Source organism: Brevundimonas sp. P2_A6 (assembly GCF_056404975.1).
On record NZ_JBFUCZ010000005.1, the window covers coordinates 60,374 to 74,413 of the forward strand.

16 protein-coding genes are annotated in these 14,040 nt (G+C 66.3%); 3 read left to right on the forward strand and 13 right to left on the reverse strand.

Translation table 11 applies throughout. The features are described from left to right. Window positions 1–23 precede the first annotated feature (23 nt). The 5 genes from AC1DW4_RS12490 to AC1DW4_RS12510 are packed head-to-tail and all read right to left on the reverse strand — an operon-like array spanning window position 24 to window position 3,195. Window positions 24–929 (reverse strand): polyprenyl synthetase family protein, encoded by a 906-nt coding sequence (locus tag AC1DW4_RS12490; protein WP_477017592.1) that lies wholly within the window; start codon window positions 927–929, stop codon window positions 24–26. Next, window positions 929–1,282: a tRNA-binding protein gene (locus AC1DW4_RS12495; RefSeq protein WP_477017593.1), complete on the reverse strand. Its 354-nt coding sequence runs from the start codon at window positions 1,280–1,282 to the stop codon at window positions 929–931. The genes AC1DW4_RS12490 and AC1DW4_RS12495 overlap by 1 nt, the downstream gene beginning before the upstream one ends. After that, window positions 1,282–1,533, reverse strand: coding sequence for an exodeoxyribonuclease VII small subunit (locus AC1DW4_RS12500; RefSeq protein WP_477017594.1), 252 nt, complete (start codon window positions 1,531–1,533; stop codon window positions 1,282–1,284). The genes AC1DW4_RS12495 and AC1DW4_RS12500 overlap by 1 nt, the downstream gene beginning before the upstream one ends. A 47-nt stretch (window positions 1,534–1,580) precedes the next feature. Continuing rightward, on the reverse strand, window positions 1,581–2,231 hold the full coding sequence (locus AC1DW4_RS12505; protein WP_477017595.1) for a phosphoglycerate mutase family protein: 651 nt from the start codon (window positions 2,229–2,231) through the stop codon (window positions 1,581–1,583). A 43-nt stretch (window positions 2,232–2,274) separates the two neighbouring features. Then, complete coding sequence (locus tag AC1DW4_RS12510; protein WP_477017596.1) at window positions 2,275–3,195, reverse strand: histone deacetylase family protein; 921 nt, start codon at window positions 3,193–3,195, stop codon at window positions 2,275–2,277. Between the two features lie 91 nt (window positions 3,196–3,286). Here AC1DW4_RS12510 and AC1DW4_RS12515 point away from each other — a divergent pair, with 91 nt between their 5' ends. Both AC1DW4_RS12515 and AC1DW4_RS12520 read left to right on the forward strand, forming a co-directional pair. Next, window positions 3,287–3,820, forward strand: coding sequence for an N-acetyltransferase family protein (locus AC1DW4_RS12515; RefSeq protein WP_477017597.1), 534 nt, complete (start codon window positions 3,287–3,289; stop codon window positions 3,818–3,820). 20 nt (window positions 3,821–3,840) lie between these two features. Continuing rightward, window positions 3,841–5,019 carry a vWA domain-containing protein gene (locus AC1DW4_RS12520; protein WP_477017598.1) on the forward strand — a complete coding sequence of 393 codons (1,179 nt, stop codon included), beginning with the start codon at window positions 3,841–3,843 and terminating at the stop codon, window positions 5,017–5,019. Between the two features lie 57 nt (window positions 5,020–5,076). Here AC1DW4_RS12520 and AC1DW4_RS12525 read toward each other — a convergent pair whose 3' ends face one another. From AC1DW4_RS12525 to AC1DW4_RS12545, 5 genes are all read right to left on the reverse strand, one after another. Further along, on the reverse strand, window positions 5,077–5,265 hold the full coding sequence (locus AC1DW4_RS12525) for a CsbD family protein (protein ID WP_477017599.1): 189 nt from the start codon (window positions 5,263–5,265) through the stop codon (window positions 5,077–5,079). Between the two features lie 91 nt (window positions 5,266–5,356). After that, entirely contained in the window at window positions 5,357–5,800 is a 444-nt protein-coding gene (locus AC1DW4_RS12530) for an NUDIX domain-containing protein (protein ID WP_477017600.1), read from the reverse strand. Beyond that, window positions 5,797–6,837, reverse strand: a complete 1,041-nt coding sequence (locus tag AC1DW4_RS12535; protein ID WP_477017601.1) for a sensor histidine kinase — start codon at window positions 6,835–6,837, stop codon at window positions 5,797–5,799. Before AC1DW4_RS12535 ends, AC1DW4_RS12530 begins: the two co-directional genes overlap by 4 nt. Further along, window positions 6,834–7,235: a response regulator gene (locus AC1DW4_RS12540; RefSeq protein WP_477017698.1), complete on the reverse strand. Its 402-nt coding sequence runs from the start codon at window positions 7,233–7,235 to the stop codon at window positions 6,834–6,836. Before AC1DW4_RS12540 ends, AC1DW4_RS12535 begins: the two co-directional genes overlap by 4 nt. 26 nt (window positions 7,236–7,261) lie before the next feature. Beyond that, a complete protein-coding gene (locus AC1DW4_RS12545) occupies window positions 7,262–8,791 on the reverse strand; it encodes a sensor histidine kinase (RefSeq protein WP_477017602.1) in 1,530 nt (509 codons plus the stop codon). 115 nt (window positions 8,792–8,906) lie between these two features. Between AC1DW4_RS12545 and AC1DW4_RS12550 the strand changes: the two genes are divergently transcribed. Beyond that, the gene (locus tag AC1DW4_RS12550; protein ID WP_477017603.1) at window positions 8,907–9,623 is read left to right on the forward strand and encodes a hypothetical protein; all 717 of its coding nucleotides are present in this window, start codon (window positions 8,907–8,909) and stop codon (window positions 9,621–9,623) included. Here the strand turns inward: AC1DW4_RS12550 and flhA are convergent. From flhA to flbD, 3 genes are read right to left on the reverse strand one after another with little or no spacing between them, the layout of a single operon-like run. Continuing rightward, window positions 9,620–11,707, reverse strand: coding sequence for a flagellar biosynthesis protein FlhA (gene flhA, locus AC1DW4_RS12555; protein WP_477017699.1), 2,088 nt, complete (start codon window positions 11,705–11,707; stop codon window positions 9,620–9,622). The genes AC1DW4_RS12550 and flhA overlap by 4 nt on opposite strands. 14 nt (window positions 11,708–11,721) lie before the next feature. Continuing rightward, window positions 11,722–12,621, reverse strand: a complete 900-nt coding sequence (gene bla, locus AC1DW4_RS12560) for a class A beta-lactamase (RefSeq protein WP_477017604.1) — start codon at window positions 12,619–12,621, stop codon at window positions 11,722–11,724. Between the two features lies 1 nt (window position 12,622). After that, window positions 12,623–14,020 carry a sigma-54-dependent transcriptional regulator FlbD gene (flbD, locus tag AC1DW4_RS12565; RefSeq protein WP_477017605.1) on the reverse strand — a complete coding sequence of 466 codons (1,398 nt, stop codon included), beginning with the start codon at window positions 14,018–14,020 and terminating at the stop codon, window positions 12,623–12,625. Window positions 14,021–14,040: the final 20 nt, after the last annotated feature.

The window sequence follows — 14,040 nt, forward strand, 5'->3', positions numbered from 1 at the left end:
GTCTGACGCCGGTCGCTTCCTCACTACGACCTTCGATTTAGCACGAAGTCCACGCTGGCCTTGAGGTTTTCGGCATCGGCACCGAACACGTCGAGGTGTCCACGCGCCTGATCCGCCAGTTGCGCGACCCGATGCCGCGCCACGTCGACGCCCAGAAGGGTCACGAAGTTGGTCTTGCCCTGGGCGGCGTCCTTCTGCGCCGCCTTGCCCAGCACAGCCTCGTCGCCATCGAAGTCCAGAAGATCATCGACGATCTGATAGGCCAGGCCGATGTCGTGGGCGAAGTCGGTCAGGGCCTGACAATGCCGCTCGCTGGCCTTGGCGACGATCAGGGGGATCTCGAAGGCATAGGTGAACAGGGCTCCGGTCTTGAGCCGCTGCATGCGGGCGACGCCCTCCAGGTCGTCGCGCACGCCCAGCAGATCGACCATCTGGCCACCCGCCATGCCGCGCGCGCCGCTGGCCAGCGACAGCCTGGCCGCAAGGGCGCAGCGGATGTTGGCGTCCTCGTGCGTATCCTCGTGCAGGATGATGTCGAAGGCGGCGGTCTGGAGCGCATCGCCCGCCAGCACCGCCGTCGCCTCGTCATAGGCCCGATGCAGGGTCGGGCGGCCGCGGCGCATGTCATCGTCGTCCATGCAGGGCAGGTCGTCATGCACCAGGCTGTAGGCATGGACGCATTCCAGGGCGCAGGCGGCCCGCAGCACGGGGCGTTCCTCGATGTCGAACAGCCGGGACGCCTCCATGGCGAAATAGGGCCTCAGGCGTTTGCCGGGGCCCAGGGCGGCATAGCGCATCGCCTCGGTCAAGCGCGATTCCGGGCCATCAGCGCGGGGCAACAGTTCATCCAGCGCGACGGTGACCATGTCGGCGACCTCGGCCACCCGGTCCGCCACGCTCTGAAACGGGGCATTGGCGGCAAGGCGCATCAGAACAGCCTCCCACCCAGGGGGACGTCACGGTCCACGCCGATCAGAACCACCTCGCCCGCCGCATCGGGGAAACCCAGGGTCAGCACCTCGGACATGAAGGGGCCGATCTGGCGCGGGGCGAAGTTGACGACGGCGGCGACCTTGCGGCCCGCCAGTTGGTCCGGCGTGTAATGGTGGGTGATCTGCGCCGAGGAGCGTTTGACGCCGATGTCGGTGCCGAAATCGATGGTCAGCTTGTAGGCGGGCTTGCGCGCCTCGGGAAAGGCTTCGGCACGGACGACCTGGCCGACGCGGATATCGACGGCGGCGAAGGCGGCATAATCGATGCGGTCTGCGAGCGCGGTCGCCATCAGCTGAACTCGGCCGGCTCGATGCCCTTGGCGGACCCGTCAGCACCGACGACGATCTTGTCCACCCGCAACTGCGCCGCTTTCAGCCGGGCCTCACAGTGCGCCTTCAGCCGGGCACCCTCTTCGTAGAGGGTGATGGATTCCTCGAGCGGGGCCTGGCCGGATTCGAGGCGCGAGACGATGGTCTCGAGCCGCGACAGGGCATCCTCGAAGCTGAGATCGGCGGGAACGGAAGGCGTTGCGTCTGACATCGCCTCAGACCCTAGAGGGGCGATGCGCTCGCTTCAACGGGGAAGCGTCAAACCCGCTCGTAACGCCGCTGGGACCAGTATCGGAAGCCCTGGTTGTGGACCAGCTTCCAGCCGTCGGCCTTGAGGCGGCCGCCGACCATGTGATTGAAGTAGCCGTGGGCCAGGACCAGGACGTCCTCGCCGGTCTGTGCACGAGCGATCAGTTTCCGGGCGGCGCGTTCGGCGCGGGCCTCGGCTTCGCGGCGCGTTTCCTGCCCGTCGTGGTGATCGAAGGCGTGCCACCAGAAGCGCGCCACGGCCCCCCAGTATTTGGGCGGCAGCTTGAACCACGACGGAAAATGCGGCGGCGGCAGGGGGGCCTCGATGAACAGGACGTCGGAGGTGACCTCGCGTCCGGCCGAGATGGCGGCTGCGGTCTCCTGGGCGCGCTGGCGGGTAGAGGCGAAGATGACCCCGGCCCCCTGGGCGGTTTCCAGCAGCTCGCGCGGCGGCGTCTGACCCGCCAGCAGCCCGCCCAGCTCGTATTTCGCCCACCAGTCGCGGTACTGGTCCGCCGTCAGCAGGCATTTGCGCGACAACGCAGGCTCTCCGTGACGGGCCAGGGTGATCGAACCAGGTCGCGGGGCGATGGCGCGCGAAGCGGCCAAGGCGGGCGTCCGCGTTTCTGCCTGAGGATGATCAAGGGTGTCTGGCATCATGGTAAGACGGAGATACGGGCGGAACGACCGCCTGGACCCTGTATCACGCCTCCCCCAAGGCCCGGACATGGGCGAGGGCCGAGCGGCCCAGTCCTTCAAGGTCGTAACCGCCCTCCAGCGAAGAGACAACCTTGCCGCCGCATCGACGGCGCGCGACCTCCAGCACAGCGCGGGTCGCCCAGGCGAAATCCTCGGCCTCCAGGGACTGGTGGGCGAGCGGATCGCGGCGATGGGCGTCGAAGCCGGCCGAGATCAGGATCAGATCCGGCGCGAAATCGTCCAGCACCGGCATCAGCCCACCGGCGAAGCTGGCCCGCCATGATTCGCGCGCGGCATGGGGCTCGACGGGGACGTTGACGATATTGCCGACCCCGGTCTCCGACGGCGCGCCTGTGCCGGGATACAGCGGCATCTGGTGGATGGAGGCCAGGAACAGGCTGTCGTCCGCCTCGAACGCGGCCTGGGTGCCGTTGCCGTGGTGAACGTCGAAATCGACCACGGCGACGCGAGCCATTCCCAGGCCCTGGGCCACACGGGCGGCGATGGCGACGTTCGAGAACAGGCAGAAGCCCATGGCCTGGTTCGGCTCGGCATGATGGCCCGGCGGGCGGACGGCGGCGAAGGCGCGCGCGGTCTGGCCCTCCGCGACCGCCCTGACCGCGTCGATTACGGCCCCGGCGGCGAGGCGGGCGGCACGGACGCTACCCGGCGACAGGACGGTGTCGGCGTCAAGCTGCGCCAGGCCGGACGTCGGTGATGCTTCGATCATGCGCGAGACGTAGGCCGCCGGATGGATGCGTTCGAGGTCGGCGATCGTCGCCTCGGTTGCGGCACGACGCTCCAGCGACAGATCCGAATCGTCCAGCGCGGCCATGACGGCGGACAGCCGCTCGGGACGCTCCGGGTGACCACCGCCGGGCGCGTGGGCGATCATGTCGGGGTGGGTGAACAGGGCGACGGACATCGAACGCAGGATAGAAGCGAGTCTCGCCGGACCCAAGTCTCATCGAGCATGCGGGATTGAGCGGGGCGCCGGTTCGCGGCAAACCGTGGCCATGACCGACGCCATGATCCGCCCCGCCCGCCCCGCCGACGCCGCCGCTCTCGGCGTGCTGGGTCGCCAGACCTTCATCGACACCTTCGTGGCCGAGGATGGGTTCGCCATTCCCTATCCGAAAGACGATCTGACCGCCTTTCTCGACACCAGTTTCAACGAAGCGACCATCACCGGCAAGCTGGCCGAACCAGGCGCGGCCTGGTGGGTCGCCGAGCGCGATGGGACCTTGCTGGCCTTTGCCAATGTGGGCGCGAACACTTTACCCCACCCCGACGCCCGGCCGAGCCACAGCGAGCTGCGACGGTTGTATGTCGGCCGCAATGCCCAGGGCCTAGGGCTGGGCACCCAGTTGCTGAAGGTGTCGCTGGACTGGATGGAGGACAACACCGACGGCCCTCTGTGGATCGGCGTCTGGAGCGGCAATGTGAAGGCGCAGAGGCTGTATGCCGCCTATGGGTTCGAGAAGGCGGGTGAGTATCGGTATCCGGTCGGCACCTGGATGGACGACGAGTTCATCTTGCGGCGCGGCTGATCCAGGCTCAGGTTCGGACCATGCTCCTGCCGTTCTTCACCGCCCTGCGTCAGGCCAAGGTGCCTGTGTCGACCAAGGAATGGCTTCATCTGATGGAGGCCATGGACAAGGACGTGGCCGGGGGACGGGTCGAGGACTTCTACCACCTGTCGCGCGCGGTGCTGGTCAAGGACGAGAAGCATTACGACCGCTTCGACCAGGTGTTCGGGACGGTATTCAAGGGCATCGAGACGGTCGGCGCGGGCGAGGAACCGGGCCTGGACGTGCCCGAAGACTGGCTGGCGCTGCTGAACCAGAAGTTCCTGACCGACGAGGAAAAGGCCGAGATCGAGGCGCTGGGCGGGTTCGAGAAGCTGATGGAAACCCTGAAACAGCGCATGGAGGAGCAGAAGGAGCGCCACGAGGGCGGATCCAAGTGGATCGGCACCGGCGGCACCAGCCCCTTTGGCCACGGCGGCTACAACCCCGAGGGTGTGCGGATCGGGGGGCCCGCCAAACAGGGCCGCGCGGTCAAGGTCTGGGAAAAGCGCGAATACCGGAACCTGGACGACACCGTCGAACTGGGCACCCGCAACATCAAGGTCGCCCTGCGCCGTCTGCGCCGCTTCGCGCGCGAGGGCGCGGCCGAGGAGCTGGACATCGACGGCACCATCGACGGGACGGCGCGCCAGGGGTGGCTGGACATCCGCATGCGGCCCGAGCGACGCAACACCATCAAGGTGCTGCTGTTCCTGGATGTCGGCGGGTCGATGGATGGCCACATCAAGCTGTGCGAGGAGCTGTTCTCCGCCGCGAAGACCGAGTTCAAGAACCTGGAGTTCTTCTACTTCCACAACTGTCTCTACGAGGGCGTCTGGAAGGACAATCGGCGACGTCACGCCGAGAAGATCCCGACCTGGGACCTGCTGAATAAATACCCCGGCGACTGGCGGGCCATCTTCGTCGGCGACGCGACCATGTCCCCCTATGAGGTCACGATGCCGGGCGGGTCGGTCGAGCATTGGAACGAGGAGGCCGGCGCGGTCTGGATGCGACGCGCGCGACTTCAATGGGACAAGTCGGTGTGGCTGAACCCGGTGGCTGAGCGATACTGGAGCTACACGGCGTCCGTGAAGCTTCTGAGCGAGGTCATGGACGAGCGGATGTTTCCGCTGACCCTGGACGGTCTCGACCGGGCCATGCGGGCCCTGACCCGCTAGACAAACGAAAACGCCGCCCCGCGAGGGACGGCGTCATCGTGAAAATCCGTGAAAGATCTAGCTGCGCTTGTCGTTGTCGCGCAGGCTGTCCTTGACGCCACCGACGGTGTTCTGGACCTTGCCTTCGACCTGATCGGCCTTGCCTTCGGCTTTCAGCTTTTCGTCACCCGTCAGGTTGCCGAAGCCCTCCTTGATCTTGCCACCGACGTTCTTGGCAGCACCTTCAATACGATCATGATCGGCCATGGCGAGGCTCCTGATATTCGGCGTCGGCCACAGCGGCGGCGCTTCGGCATCAAGAGCGAACGACCCGGTTCGGCGTTCCGTATGGTCCAGCTTAGCGTCTGAGCCATTTCGCCACGGCCCAGGCGTGGGCGTCGTGGCGAAGCTCGGCCAGCGCGGTGCGGGGATGCAGCCAGACCAGCTCGTGGTCGGCCTCCATCTTGCGCGCAGGATCGATGGCCAGCATTTCGGCGATCCAGAAGCCGCCGACGTTGTTGACTGCAGCGCCGTCTGACTTGAGGAAGAACTGGCCGGCCTCGGCGATGCGCTCAAGCGGCCGGATGCTCATGCCGGTTTCCTCGACGAACTCGCGGATCAGGGCTTGCTGCTCGGTTTCGTCACCGTCGATCGCTCCTCCGGGAAGGTCGTAGTAGGGCGTGTCGCGGGTGACCCGGACGCAGGCGATCTTCTCGTCGTGAAAGACCAGGCCAAAGACGGCGGGCCGATGCAGATACTCGGTGCCGGGATCCGCCCGCCCGAACTGAAGCGCGGGCTTCACAGATCGAAAGCCAGTCGCGCCCGGACGCCCTTGTGCGCCCCGTCGAATTCGACCGCCGACCGCAGGCCAGACGCCATGGCGGTGATGATCTTGCCGCCCAAACCCGTGCCCTTGGGCTTGCCGTCGCCCAGGCCGGGTCCGTCGTCCTCCACCGTCAGGATCGCGCGCCCGGCGGCGTCGGGGGCCAGGATCACGCGGATCTCGCCGGTTTGACCAGGGGCGTAGGCGTATTTCACGGCGTTGGTGACCAGCTCGGTCACCACGACGCCCAGCGACACGGCCTGGTCGGTGGTGACCCTCATGGCGCTGGCCTGAAGCGTGATGTTGGGCGAGCAGTCGTCGGGTCCCAGCGACTTGGACAGTTCATCGACCAGACCCTCCAGATAGGCCTGCATGTCGACCGTCTCCATGTCGCCGGACGTGTAGAGCCGCCGGTGGACGTGGGCCACGGCCTCGATCCGGGCCTGCGCCTCCTTCAGGGCACTGCGGGCGCCCTCGTCGGCGAGATGGCGCAGTTGCAGCGACATGAAGGTCGAGACCAGCTGAAGCGAGTTGCCGACGCGGTGGTTGACCTCACGCAGCATGGCCTCGGCGCGGTCGCGGGCCATGCGGACCTGTTCCTGGGCCTGCTCGTTCTCGCGTTCCAGGCGGCGGCGCAGAAGGGCGTCCTCCAGCGCCCGGCGCAGCAAGGCGGTGAAGTCCTCGGACACATCCTTGATGACGTAGTCGGCCGCGCCGGCGCGCAGGGCCGCGACGGCGATGCGGCCTTCCTGAGCCCCTGTCACATAGACGACCGGAGGTGGCGCGGGGCGGTGCAGCAGTTCGGGAAGAACGTCCAACCCGTCACGGCCGGGCATGTAGTGATCCAGCGCGCAGACATCGTATTCACCGGCATCCAGCGCCGCGACTCCCGCATCGCCGTCGGCGGCCAAGGTCACCTCGTATCCGTGACGGGCGAGTTCCTTCTGCACGAGCCGCGACAGGCCGCGATCGTCGTCGATATAGAGCAGCCGGATGGGCGGCTTTTCAGGCGTCATTCGATGTCCGGAGCCTGCATGACCGACAGGAAAAGGCCCAGCTGCCGGATCGCCCCGGCGAAGCTCTCATAGTCCACCGGCTTGGTGATGTAGACGTTGCAGCCCAGGTCGTAGCAGCGCTGGATCTCCGTCTTGTCGTCGGTGGTCGTCAGGACGACGACCGGTGCGCGCTTCAGGCGCTCGTCCTTCTTGACCTCGGCCAGGATCTCGGTGCCGCTCATGTCGGGCAGGTTCAGGTCCAGCAGGATCAGCATCGGGCCGTTGGCGCGGACCTCCTCGCTGAACAGATAGTCGAGGGCCGGCTGGCCATGGTCGAAATGAACGATCTCGTTCGAGATGTTGGCCCGACGGATGTTCTTCTCGATCAGCTTGGCATGGCCGTGATCGTCTTCGACCATCACGATCTTTACGGGATTGCTGTTGGTCAAAGGGCGTCTCCGGCGTCGTCGAGGATGAGGCGTTTGGGGAATTTAAGACGAAATGTCGAGCCTTCGCCCAGAACGGAATCGACCGTGATCTCACCACCCAGGCGACGAACGCTGTTCCGGACGAAGGCCAGTCCCAGGCCCTCCCCCTTTTGATCCTGCCGACCTGCGCGGCGGAACAGTTCGAAGACCCGTTCGTGGTCCTTTTCAGCGATGCCCCGGCCATTGTCGGCGACGGCGATTTCGACCCAGCCCCCGGGCAGATCGCGCCCCGACACCTCGATATGACCTGGACGGCCGGGCTGGAGATATTTCACGGCGTTGTCGATCAGGTTGCCGACGATCTGTTCCATCGACAGGCGATCACTTTCGACCGGCACCATGTCGCCGATCACGACCTCGGTCTCGGATTCGTCCAGCTGATGACGGACCGTATCGGCGATCTGGGCGGCGATGGCCCCGACATCCAGGGTTTCGGGCACCAGATTGCGCCGCCCGTCGCGCGACAGCTTCAGAATGGCGTTGATCAAACGGTCCATCTTTTCCGTCGACGCCCGGATGAAGCCGACAGCCTCGGGGATATCCTCGCGCGCGGCGATCAGGGCATCGCGTTCCAGCAGCTCCGGGGCCACGGTCTCGACCTTGGTCATCTGCAGGTCGATGGTCTTGCCCGCCTGTTCCAGCTCGGCGGTGTAGCCCATGACGTTCACCAGCGGCGAACGCAGGTCGTGGCTGACGATATAGGCGAAGCGCTGCACCTCTTCGTTCGAGCGGATCAGGGCAGCGGTGCGGGCCTTCACCGTTTCCTCAAGACCCGCGTTCACGCGGTCGATCGCGGCCTGGGCATCCTTGAGCCCAGCCAGATAGCGCCGGACCAGCAGGAAGACGACAACCCCCAGCATCAGGATCAGCAGACCGGCGATCCCGTTCACGACCGCGGTGAAGGTGGCCGATCCCTCCGACTGGTCCCGTCGCTCGGCCAAGCGGGACCCCATCCGGCTGTCCAGATCCCCCAGTTCGGATTCCAGCTGTTCCATCAGGGACTTGCCGTCACCTTCCGAAATTCTTCGCATGGCCTGCTGACCCTGCCCGCTCTGGCTGAGGGCCACGACCGAGTTCATCTCCAGAATCTTGTCGCGCGACAGGCGCGTGACCGCCTCGACGGTCGCGGCGTCAATGGGGTCGTTTCCCAACCGCTCTGCCATGCCGTCGATCAGATAGGCGTTGGTCTCCACGGCGCGCTCGTAATCCATGCGGAAGGTGTAAAGGCCGGTAAGGACAAAGCCGCGCTGGGCTGATTCGGCGTCCTTGAGGTTCAACAGCAGGATGCGGCCCGAACGGCGCGCCTGCCATGCCGCCTCGACCTGGTCGTTGAACGCGGCCGTCCGCTGGATCATCACGAACGTCGTGGCATTGACGACCAGCAGGAGAAGTATGGCAGCCGACAGCAGCAGGACGATCGAGCGCCCGAGGGTGCGTTGGCGCAGAAGCGGGCCCACCCGCGAAACGATATGCGACAACGAAACCATGACTTCGTGCTTTAGCGAAGCCATATCGCCTGTCCAGAGAAGTCGTTCGCGGCGCAACACATGCAGGCCTAAAGCATTCGGTTAAGAAGCTGTGCCGTTTGGGGAGTTCGATTTCATGGTGTCGTGGTGGTGGTTCATCCCAACGGCCGTGGCCGTCATCGGAGCGTTGATCCTGATCAGCGGTCTGGCGGGCCTGTTCAAGGGTCGGTTCTTCGGTGGACTGTTCGGCACCCTGGCAGGCGGCGTGCTGCTGACGGGCGCGCTGGGCGCCGCGCTGCTGGGGCAGAATGTGCAGACCTATTCGCGCCTGACTTATGAGCGGCCCGTGGCGGGCCTGGCGGTTCGCCAGCTGGCCCCGCAATATTTCGAGGTCACGGTGACCCAGCCCGCCAACGGAGAGACGCCGGCGCGGATGGCCGTCTATCCCGTCAATGGCGACGAGTGGCGGATGGAGGCACAGGTCCTGAAGTGGAAGCCATGGGCCAACGTATTGGGCCTGGACAGCCAGTATCGACTGGATCGTCTGTCCGGCCGCTATCAGGACATCGAGCAGGAGCGCACCGGGGCCCGCAGCGTGCACGCCCTCTATGTCGAGGAACCCGGCACCGTCGCGGGCGTGCAGACGCCGTGGTCGCTGGGTGTGTGGGACATGGCGCGAAAGTATCGGCGCTATGTCGACGCCGTCGATACCCTGTATGGGTCGGCCGCCTATATGCCGATGGCGAACGGCGGGACCTATGAGGTCTGGATCACCCAGTCGGGTCTGATCGCCCGGCCGACCAACGAAGCCGCGCGCGCGGCCTCGGCGGGCGGCTTCGTGCGGGTGAACTAGACCGAACCCAGGGTCCGCAGGCGCGCCTTGGGATGGACCTCGTTCTGGCTCATGACCACGGTCTGACCCCGGAAACGCTCGATGATGGAGCGGACATAGGGCCGGATCTGCGGGCCGGTCAGCAGGACGGCGCTTTCGCCAGACATGGCGGCGCGTTCGAAGACGTCACGGACGGCGCGGATGAAGTCCTGAAGCCGTGACGGCGCCATGGCCAACTGCTTGTCCTCACCCCCGCCCACCAGGGCCTCGGCGAAGGCGCTTTCCCATTCGGGCGACAGGGTGATGATGGGCAGGGCCCCGTCGTCGCCCTTGTATTGCCAGCACAGCTGACGGGCCAGGCGGGTGCGGACGTGCTCGACCAGGGTGGTGACGGAACTGGAGTGCGGGGCGGCCTCGGCCAGGCCTTCCAGAATGGCACCCAGATCGCGGATCGAGACCTTCTCGCGCAGCAGGGCCTGGAGCACGCGTTGCAGCGTGGTGACGGTGACGACGGACGGCACCAGTTCCTCGACCAGCTTCTTCTCTTCCGGCCCGAGTTCCTTCAGCAGCTTCTGCACCTCGGCATAGCTGAGCAGGTCGGCCATGTTCTCCTTGAGGATTTCGGTCAGATGGGTGGTCAAGACCGTCGAGGGATCGACGATGGTGTAGCCGCGGAAGGTGGCCTCTTCGCGCAGGTTTTCGTCGATCCAGGTGGCGGGCAGGCCGAAGGCGGGTTCCTTGGTGTGTTCGCCGGGCAGTTCGACTTGCCGTCCGGCCGGGTCCATGGCCATCAGCGACCCGAGGCGGACCTCGCCTGAACCGGCCTCCATCTCCTTGATCCGGATGGCATAGCCCTGGGTCGGCAGGCGCATGTTGTCGAGAATGCGCACCGACGGCATGACGAAGCCGTATTCCTGGGCCAGGGCGCGGCGCAGGGCGCGAACCTGATCGGTCAGGCGGCGGCCCTCCAGATCGTTGATCAGGGTCAGCAGCGAATAGCCCAGCTCGATCTTGACCTCGTCGATGGTCAGGGCCGTGCCGATGGGCTCCTCGATGTCTTCCTTGGGTTTGGCGTTGACGGCGTCGTTCTCGACCGGCTGGGGCTTCAGCTTGGCGCGACCCAGACGCCAGGCCATGAAGCCCGCGCCGATGGCCAGGGCGGCGAAGGGGATGATCGGCATGCCGGGGATCAGGGCCAGCAGACCGGCGGCGGCCGACACCATTCCCAGGCTGACCGGGTTGGTGGCCAGTTGCGCGACCAGGGCCTTGTCGGCGGAACCCTCGACGCCGGCCTTGGACACCAGGAAACCGGCGGCGATCGAGATGATGATGGCCGGGACCTGGGTGACCAGACCGTCGCCGATGGTCAACTGGATATAGGTGTTGGCCGCCTCGCCGATCGGCAGGCCGTGCTGGACCGTGCCGATCAGGATGCCGCCGATGGCGTTGATGAAGACGATGATGAGCCCGGCCATGGCGTCGCCACGCACGAACTTGGACGCACCGTCCATAGCCCCGAAGAAGGTCGATTCCTGCTCCAGCTCCTTGCGCCGGATCTTGGCCTGATCCTCGGTGATCAGGCCCGAGGACAGGTCCGCGTCGATGGCCATCTGCTTGCCCGGCATGGAGTCCAGGGTGAAGCGGGCGGACACTTCGGCGATCCGGGTTGAACCCTTGGTGATGACGACGAAATTCACCACCAGGATGATGGCGAAGATGATGATGCCGATGATGAAGCTGCCGCCCATCATCAGGGCACCGAAGGCGTTGATGACCTGACCGGCGGCATCGTGGCCCTCGTGGCCGTGGGTCAGCACCAGGCGCGTCGAAGCCAGGTTCAGGCCCAGCCGGAATAGGGTCGAGATCAGCAGCACCGTCGGGAAGATGGCGAAGTCCAGCGGACGCTTCATCATCAGCGCCGTCATCAGGATCAGCACAGACGACACCAGGCTGATGGCCAGGAGCAGGTCCAGCAGGAATTTCGGCACCGGCAGGATCAGCAGCAGGATGACGCCGATCACGCCGACCGCCATGCCGACCTCGCCGCGCATCAGCCAGCCGCGAATGTCGCCGCCGGTCGGACGGGCCATGCCGTCCTTCATCATGACGGGTGTGTCGGTCATGCGCGACCGAGCTGGCTCAGGGCCAGACGGGTTGCTTGCGCGATGACGGCGGCGTTCTGGGCGTCGGAGGTGGTGCGCGTGGCGTGGTAGTAGGTGGCGACGATGATGGGATCACCGGTCGGCGGATACAGGATGCCGATGTCGTTGGTCGGGCCATAACCGCCCGTGCCGGTCTTGTGCGCCACGCGCCAGCCGTCGGGGACACCCGCCTTGATGCGGTCGGTGCCGGTCGGCGAGGTGAACATCCAGCCCAGCAGCATCGTCTTCGATTCAGCCGACAGCGGCGAAGTCGGGTCGATGAACAGGCGGTGGAGGTTGGCTGCGGATTGGGCGGGCGTGATGGTGTCCTTGATGCCGTCCAGGCGGTTCATCTCGGGTTCGAAGCGATCGACCGTGGTCGTGTCATCGCCGATGCCGCGATAGAAGGCGCGCATGGCCTCGATGCCGCCCAGCGACTTGAGCAGCAGGTTGGCACCGGGATTGTCGCTGACCTCGACGACGGCCTGCATCAGGCGTTCGACGCTGAGGCTGGAACCGATGGCGGGCTCGGTCACCGGGGCGTGGTCGAGCATGTCTGCGCGGGTGATGGGGACGGCGCGGTCCAGTCGTTCCTGACCCGCCTGAACTTTCAGCAGCGTCGCGGCCGACAGATACATCTTGAACGTCGAGCAATAGACGAACCGTTCGTCTCCGCGCGCGGTCAGCCGTCGGCCCGAACCCAGGTCGTGGGCGAAGAAGCCGAAACGGCCGCCGTGTTCGGCCTCCAGCGCGGAAAGGTCGAATGCTTCCGGGTGGGCCGCTGCGGGAGCAGCCGCGGGCGCTGTCTGTGGCGCGCAGCCGACCAGGCCCAGCGCACCGATGCCGGTCAGGACGCTTCTGCGGTCCGCGACGACCATTCTAGGCCGCGCTCGCGCCGTAGCCGGCCGTGGCGATCCCGGTCTGGGGAGCCATGATCTGGGTCCCTTCGTCGGCGTATTCGTTCAGCTTGTTGCGCAGCGTCCGGATCGAGATGCCCAGGATGTTGGCCGCATGCGTCCGGTTGCCCAGGCAATGGGTCAGGGTGTCCAGGATCAGGGTCTTTTCCATCTGCGCAACCGTCTGGCCGACATAGGCGCGTGACACGGCATCGGCCGTCTGGGCGGCACGACCGGCCAGACCATTGTCCACAGGCCCGCCCACAGCCCCAGTCAAGGGTTGACCGTCCGGCAGGCGGATGGCCTCCGCGTCGATTTCGGGTCCGACGGCCAGCAGGACCGCGCGGTGCATGGCGTTTTCCAGCTCCCGCACATTGCCGGGCCAGCGGTGGGCGGCGAGCGCGCGACGGGCATCCTGGGACAGCGGCCGGACTGGAACGCCGTTGGCGGCGGCGTATTTCTTGACGAAGTGATCGGCCAGGACCGCCACGTCGCCCGGCCGTTCGCGCAAAGCCGGCAGGCGCAGGTTTACGACGTTCAGCCGATACAGCAGGTCCTCGCGGAAGGTGCCCTCGGCCACGGCCTTGGCCAGGTCGCGGTTGGAGGTGGCGATGATGCGGATGTTGACGGGCACCGGCTTGGTGCCGCCGACGCGGTCAATGATCCGTTCCTGGATCGCGCGCAGCAGCTTGGCCTGCAGCCGGGCGTCCATCTCCGAGATTTCGTCCAGCAGCAGCGTGCCGCCGTCGGCCTCCTCGAACTTGCCGATGCGGCGGGCGACCGCGCCGGTGAAGGCGCCCTTCTCGTGACCGAACAGCTCGGATTCCAGGAGGTTGTCGGGGATGGCGGCGCAGTTGACGCTGATGAACGGCCGTTCGGCGCGCTTGGAATGGGTGTGCAGGTAACGAGCCATCACCTCCTTGCCGACGCCGCTTTCGCCGGTGATGAGGATGGAGGCCTCCGACCGCGCGACCTGATCGGCCAGCTTGATGACGGCCTGCATCGACGGATCGGCCGAGATCAGCGGACGCTCGTCGTCAGCCACCGCGGCCAGGACGGCGGCGATCAGGTCGGCGTCGGGCGGCAGCGGGATGAATTCCTTGGCCCCCGCGCGGATGGCGGCGGCGGCTTTCTCCGCATCGTTGTCGACACCGCAGGCGACCACCGGCACGAAGATGCGTTCCGCGTCGTTGGCCGCGATCAGGGCCCCGATGTCGAGGTTGTAGTCGACCATCAGCAGGTCGGCCCCCTGCCCGCGCCGAAGCTGTTCCGTCGCCTGATCCGCGCGCTCGACGTGATTGACCTTGGCGCCATGCGCCATGGCCATTTTCACCGCCGCCGCGAGCTGGCCCGAAAGCCGTCCAACCACCAGAAGCCGCATGGGTCTTCTCCCTTAATCCG

Coding starts and splice junctions, on each gene's coding strand:
- AC1DW4_RS12490 (WP_477017592.1), bottom strand. CDS start 929: ATGCGCCTTGCCGCCAATGCCCCGTTTCAGAGCGTGGCGGACCGGGTG.
- AC1DW4_RS12495 (WP_477017593.1), bottom strand. CDS start 1,282: ATGGCGACCGCGCTCGCAGACCGCATCGATTATGCCGCCTTCGCCGCC.
- AC1DW4_RS12500 (WP_477017594.1), bottom strand. CDS start 1,533: ATGTCAGACGCAACGCCTTCCGTTCCCGCCGATCTCAGCTTCGAGGAT.
- AC1DW4_RS12505 (WP_477017595.1), bottom strand. CDS start 2,231: ATGATGCCAGACACCCTTGATCATCCTCAGGCAGAAACGCGGACGCCC.
- AC1DW4_RS12510 (WP_477017596.1), bottom strand. CDS start 3,195: ATGTCCGTCGCCCTGTTCACCCACCCCGACATGATCGCCCACGCGCCC.
- AC1DW4_RS12515 (WP_477017597.1), top strand. CDS start 3,287: ATGACCGACGCCATGATCCGCCCCGCCCGCCCCGCCGACGCCGCCGCT.
- AC1DW4_RS12520 (WP_477017598.1), top strand. CDS start 3,841: ATGCTCCTGCCGTTCTTCACCGCCCTGCGTCAGGCCAAGGTGCCTGTG.
- AC1DW4_RS12525 (WP_477017599.1), bottom strand. CDS start 5,265: ATGGCCGATCATGATCGTATTGAAGGTGCTGCCAAGAACGTCGGTGGC.
- AC1DW4_RS12535 (WP_477017601.1), bottom strand. CDS start 6,837: ATGACGCCTGAAAAGCCGCCCATCCGGCTGCTCTATATCGACGACGAT.
- AC1DW4_RS12540 (WP_477017698.1), bottom strand. CDS start 7,235: ATGGTCGAAGACGATCACGGCCATGCCAAGCTGATCGAGAAGAACATC.
- AC1DW4_RS12545 (WP_477017602.1), bottom strand. CDS start 8,791: ATGGTTTCGTTGTCGCATATCGTTTCGCGGGTGGGCCCGCTTCTGCGC.
- AC1DW4_RS12550 (WP_477017603.1), top strand. CDS start 8,907: ATGGTGTCGTGGTGGTGGTTCATCCCAACGGCCGTGGCCGTCATCGGA.
- flhA (WP_477017699.1), bottom strand. CDS start 11,707: ATGATGAAGGACGGCATGGCCCGTCCGACCGGCGGCGACATTCGCGGC.
- bla (WP_477017604.1), bottom strand. CDS start 12,621: ATGGTCGTCGCGGACCGCAGAAGCGTCCTGACCGGCATCGGTGCGCTG.
- flbD (WP_477017605.1), bottom strand. CDS start 14,020: ATGCGGCTTCTGGTGGTTGGACGGCTTTCGGGCCAGCTCGCGGCGGCG.